Below are 4,318 nucleotides of genomic sequence, written 5' to 3'. Positions count from 1 at the left end.
CTCATTTTCTATATAATGCCCTAAATACGATTTATGGTCAATCCCTGCGGGAAAAACAGGTTTCCATCATCGAATCCATTCAACAGATCGCTACGCAGGCCCGGGAAACCCTACCTCTTGAAACGGAACTCGGAACTTCCCGTCTGGTCCGACCGGAAGGTGCTGATCAGGGTAGCCCTTGTGCTGGGGCTGGTAAGCTTTGTTTACTACGCCTATCTTTATTACCTGACCCAGGCACCCCTGAAGGAGTTCTCTATGGCGACAGTATGGTACAAAATCATCGCAGGCGTTGAAGGGGCTTTGGTCCAGAGTTTGATCTGGTCGATCTTTACCTATGTCCATTTTAGGTTTTTATTTCAGCCGTTATGGGTTAGAAAGGGCGGAGTTACGGCTGTGCTAAGGAAAGGGCTAACGTACCTGGCAGGCCTCTGGGGCCTGGCGGTTGCGTACTGGATCATCATAAATAGTCAGTTTACCATTAACCAGTGGCTGGTAAGGATGGATTCAGCCTATCAGGGCTCTACGCACGGCTTTGACACGCAGTATTTCTGGGAAGTCACGCATACGTTTCAGGATTACCTGCGGATGCTCAGAAGTGTAATCGTGATTTGGGTCTCTAGCATTATACCCTACGTAAGTACTGCGGTCGTTTATCAGGCTATTCTCTGGTACCACCAGTCCAGGCATCTCGAAAAGCAACTACAGAAGCAAAAGAAACAACAAAGTAATCCCTATGTACTCAGCCAGCTTCAACAATTGCTTAGTACCCAGCCTTCCCTAGCCGGTACGGCTACCGGGCAAAGTCTTCGCGAGTTAATCGCTCTCATGGCCTACGTACAGGGTACAGATGCCGAGAACCAGGTACGCTTATCCCGGGAACTTGCCTTCATTCAGGCGTATCTTGACTTTCAGCGAAAACGAATTCCTACCGATGCTTCCATCGTCATTCAGACGGAACTTCCCACGCAGACCCCTGAACTTTTGATCGCTCCACTTTGCTGATTCCATTCATTGAAAACGCCTTTCAGTACGGTATCCGCACGGATGCTCCCTGCTGGATTCGATTGAAGATTAGTTGTAACGATTCGCGACTGGAAATGAAACTGGCTAATTCCGTAGTTCCTAAAGCTAGTGTACTGGGCAGCTCCGGCATTGGTCTTAAAAACGTAGAAAAACGGTTGCACTTGCTCTACGCCCATCAGCACACCTTACGGGTAGAATCGGATGAACAGACCTATCAGGTGCAACTTTGTATGAATCTCGACACGATCTAGCTACCTTGCTACGTTACTAAAACCTTGCTATGCTTACCTGCCTGGCCGTTGATGATGAGCCCATTGCTTTGGAAATCATTCAGACTTTTGCCGAATGTATTCCTTTTCTGGAACTGAAAGGCACGTTTACCAATCCCCGTAAAGCACTGGATTTTTTACGCTCGCAAGCGGTGGATTTGATTTTTCTTGATGTCAATATGCCCGTACTGAGTGGACTGGAAATGGCCGAAATCCTTCGCAGGCAAACGGCGGTGATTTTCACGACCGCTTATCCCGAGCATGCCCTGAAAGGCTATGAGCTGGAGGTGACGGATTATCTGCTCAAACCCATTGCCTTTGACCGTTTTTTGCAGGCAACGCAGAAAGTCCGGGATCGCTACCGCTCATCCGGAGCGGTGGCTTCAACGCCCCTTTTCGTCAAGGATGGCTACGAATGGGTCAGTATCCAGCCCCATCTGATTGAGTATCTGGAGTCAGCCGACAATTACGTCAAGGTCTGTCAGGCTCAGCAAACCATCTTCGTGAGAAGCAGTCTGCCCGAATTGCTGGAATTGCTTCCTGCGGGTGATTTCGTTCGCGTGCACCGCTCCTTTGTGGTCAATATCCGGTACATCCAACGAATGGGTCGTTCTGAGATTCAAATGGCTTCACGGCAAATTCCTGTAGGAGCGTCCTACCGGGCCCAGCTGGAAAGCCTGCTATAAGCCTAAAGGTCTAGTGCTGGAGCAAATTCTAGCTTATCTGATCAAAAGGTGGTACGTGATCTCAGACTGGGGATTGGTTTAATCCTGAGCCTAAATGAGCCTTTCCCTAGAGGCTTTGGTAAGAAAATGCTCCTGTACGGATGCCTGCTTATATTATCTAATAAAATTAGATGATTGATTACACGATTACATATAAATAGCTTATAATATCTGTTTTTAGATTTGATAAATAACCTTCTCAAGGAATTAGTAAAAGTGTAGTTCAGCAAAGTTTTTGGGTTTACAAATAGTACTAGGTATATCCTTGCTAGCCTTTACTAATGCAATAATATTAGACGTAACATAGAGCTATGTTTGAATATTCATTACGAATAGGTCTGGGGCTAATTAATAAGAGTTAGATTCTTCTGAATTAGATAGAATTAAAAAATTTATCATTAGTAAGTTGTAATGTATACTACGGGTATAGCCTTGCAAACGGAACAGAAGTTCAGCTAGTGGATAGGTTAAAAATCTTATAATGACCCGGAACAAACTTGTAGTACAGGCCATACTGTTTTCCAGAGTACTGCTTTAATCGTGATAGTTCGTTCGGACTAACTTGCTATACTAAGTAGATAATTTACCAGAAATATTTTTATTTTAACTACATTTAGTTTGTCCTTAACCTAAGCTTGAAACCAATGCGATTATTTGTTCTTTTTCTCACTGTATTCGTTCGAGAGGCTGTCGCTCAATCTTTTTCAGGCGTAGCAGTTTATCGCGTTGAAACGCGTTTAAAACCCGATACAACCCAGTCCATAGTAAAGACGTGTGAGCTAAGATTTCACGCACAGCAATCGGAATTTCGAACGGTGGATGCCAAACTCGGTGTCCATACCCAAAATACACAGCTATTAAACACATCAGGTACGCAAGGCATCTACAAAGATTTTGCCCAAAACCGAATGCTTGCTCCTGAAAGCTCCAGAACCAGAAAATATTGTGTAGAGGATAGTCTAAAACCCATTCCCTGGGAAATTTCCAGCCAGCGGCGTAACATTGGCGAGTGGCAGTGCCAGTCGGCCCGGGCTAAGGTACGTGGCCGCGAGTACGAAGTATGGTTTGCTCCGGACATACCCCTTCAGGATGGCCCCTGGAAACTATATGGTCTTCCGGGGCTGATTGTGGAAGCCCGTTCCACGGATCGCCAGGTAGTAATGGTGTTGGAAAAATACGCCCTGATGGATCATTCGCTTACGCTTCGTCCGGCTTGTCCTTTCGGTAGCCCCAGGAACGTAAATTCTCCGGAATTTGCCCGGTTACTGGAAGAAGACCTTCGCAATTACGATAAGATGATGAATGCCCGGCCCCTTCCCAAACCAGACGATCAGGGGAACAGCATTACTAGTTTAACCTACCGTTCGAAGGTATACTCCATAGATGTATACCCATTTCAGCTGGAAACAGCGAAATAAGGCTTTCGATTACAGGTATTAAACGTATATACTAAATCGTGATCATTTTTGGATGAACTATGCGTTTTACTCTATTCTCTTTTTACTGGTGGCGGCAGGATCTACACTGGCCCAAACGGGTAAAGTACAGGATGAGCAGGGTCAGGGTGTTCCGTCGGCTGTCATCTCCGTTCATGCGTTTCAGGGGATGGATACAACCTATCTGACCTACACCAAAAGTAATGCTCATGGACAATTTACGATCGTATTACCAGCAGGTTCCCTGAAAAACGTGCTGATTCGCGTGCATGCGATGAGCTACGCTCCGACCCAGCTGCCTGCCGGACAATGGGTGGCTCCGCATACGATTACTCTGAAATCCCGTCCGGTTCAGCTCGGCGAAGTAGTGATTACCCGGCCCCGTCCTCCCGTACAGATCAGGGGCGACACAGCTGGAATTTAACGTTCAGTCGTTTGCCAATGGTACTGAACGCTCGGTAGAGGATCTGTTGAAACGATTGCCCGGCCTGGAAGTTCGTTCGGATGGGCGTCTCTATTATAACAATCGCCTCATTCGTAAACTTTACCTGGATGGCCAGGAGCTTTTTAGTCAGAACTATACGCTGCTGACCAAAAATCTTGCGGCCAACCTCATTGATAAAGTTCAGGCCATTGAACACCATACGGAAAATCCGCTCCTTCGTGGCATTGAACGATCGGACGAAACAGTACTTAACCTGCAGGTCAAAGCCGAACGGAAAACCCGGCTGATGGGAAATCTGGCGGTTGAATCCGGCACCTTAAAACGGGGCAGCCTGAACGGTAGTTTATTCTCGCTGAAGGGCCGGACCAAGGTCGGCATCATCGGCAGTGCCAATACGATTGGGCAGGAAGTAGCAAGTCC

The 4,318-nt window shown here is 46.9% G+C and carries 5 protein-coding genes and 2 pseudogenes; all 7 read left to right on the top strand.

Annotated elements, in window-relative coordinates:
* Nucleotides 1-293, top strand: a pseudogene (locus BWI97_RS28770) (histidine kinase); the annotation flags it as partial.
* A complete protein-coding gene (locus tag BWI97_RS26205) occupies nt 256-1,002 on the top strand; it encodes a hypothetical protein (RefSeq protein ID WP_233208069.1) in 747 nt (248 codons plus the stop codon). The pseudogene BWI97_RS28770 and the gene BWI97_RS26205, both read left to right, overlap by 38 nt.
* Nucleotides 996-1,274, top strand: a complete 279-nt coding sequence (locus BWI97_RS26200) for a hypothetical protein (protein ID WP_102203414.1) — start codon at nt 996-998, stop codon at nt 1,272-1,274. The genes BWI97_RS26205 and BWI97_RS26200 overlap by 7 nt, the downstream gene beginning before the upstream one ends.
* A 29-nt stretch (nt 1,275-1,303) precedes the next feature.
* A complete protein-coding gene (locus BWI97_RS26195) occupies nt 1,304-1,978 on the top strand; it encodes a LytTR family DNA-binding domain-containing protein (RefSeq protein WP_102203413.1) in 675 nt (224 codons plus the stop codon).
* Between the two features lie 683 nt (nt 1,979-2,661).
* Nucleotides 2,662-3,435 (top strand): GLPGLI family protein, encoded by a 774-nt coding sequence (locus BWI97_RS26190; protein WP_102203412.1) that lies wholly within the window; start codon nt 2,662-2,664, stop codon nt 3,433-3,435.
* A gap of 52 nt (nt 3,436-3,487) precedes the next feature.
* Complete coding sequence (locus BWI97_RS26185; RefSeq protein WP_102203411.1) at nt 3,488-3,877, top strand: carboxypeptidase-like regulatory domain-containing protein; 390 nt, start codon at nt 3,488-3,490, stop codon at nt 3,875-3,877.
* Nucleotides 3,878-3,923: 46 nt separating this feature from the next.
* A pseudogene (locus BWI97_RS26180) lies at nt 3,924-4,318 on the top strand (hypothetical protein); the annotation flags it as partial.

This window comes from Siphonobacter sp. BAB-5405, assembly GCF_002872335.1.
Taxonomy (GTDB): Bacteria; Bacteroidota; Bacteroidia; order Cytophagales; family Spirosomataceae; genus Siphonobacter.
Note: the sequence above shows the minus strand (reverse complement) of the source record. Positions and strands in the feature narration are given on the sequence as shown.

Coding starts and splice junctions, on each gene's coding strand:
- BWI97_RS26205 (WP_233208069.1), top strand. CDS start 256: ATGGCGACAGTATGGTACAAAATCATCGCAGGCGTTGAAGGGGCTTTG.
- BWI97_RS26195 (WP_102203413.1), top strand. CDS start 1,304: ATGCTTACCTGCCTGGCCGTTGATGATGAGCCCATTGCTTTGGAAATC.
- BWI97_RS26190 (WP_102203412.1), top strand. CDS start 2,662: ATGCGATTATTTGTTCTTTTTCTCACTGTATTCGTTCGAGAGGCTGTC.
- BWI97_RS26185 (WP_102203411.1), top strand. CDS start 3,488: ATGAACTATGCGTTTTACTCTATTCTCTTTTTACTGGTGGCGGCAGGA.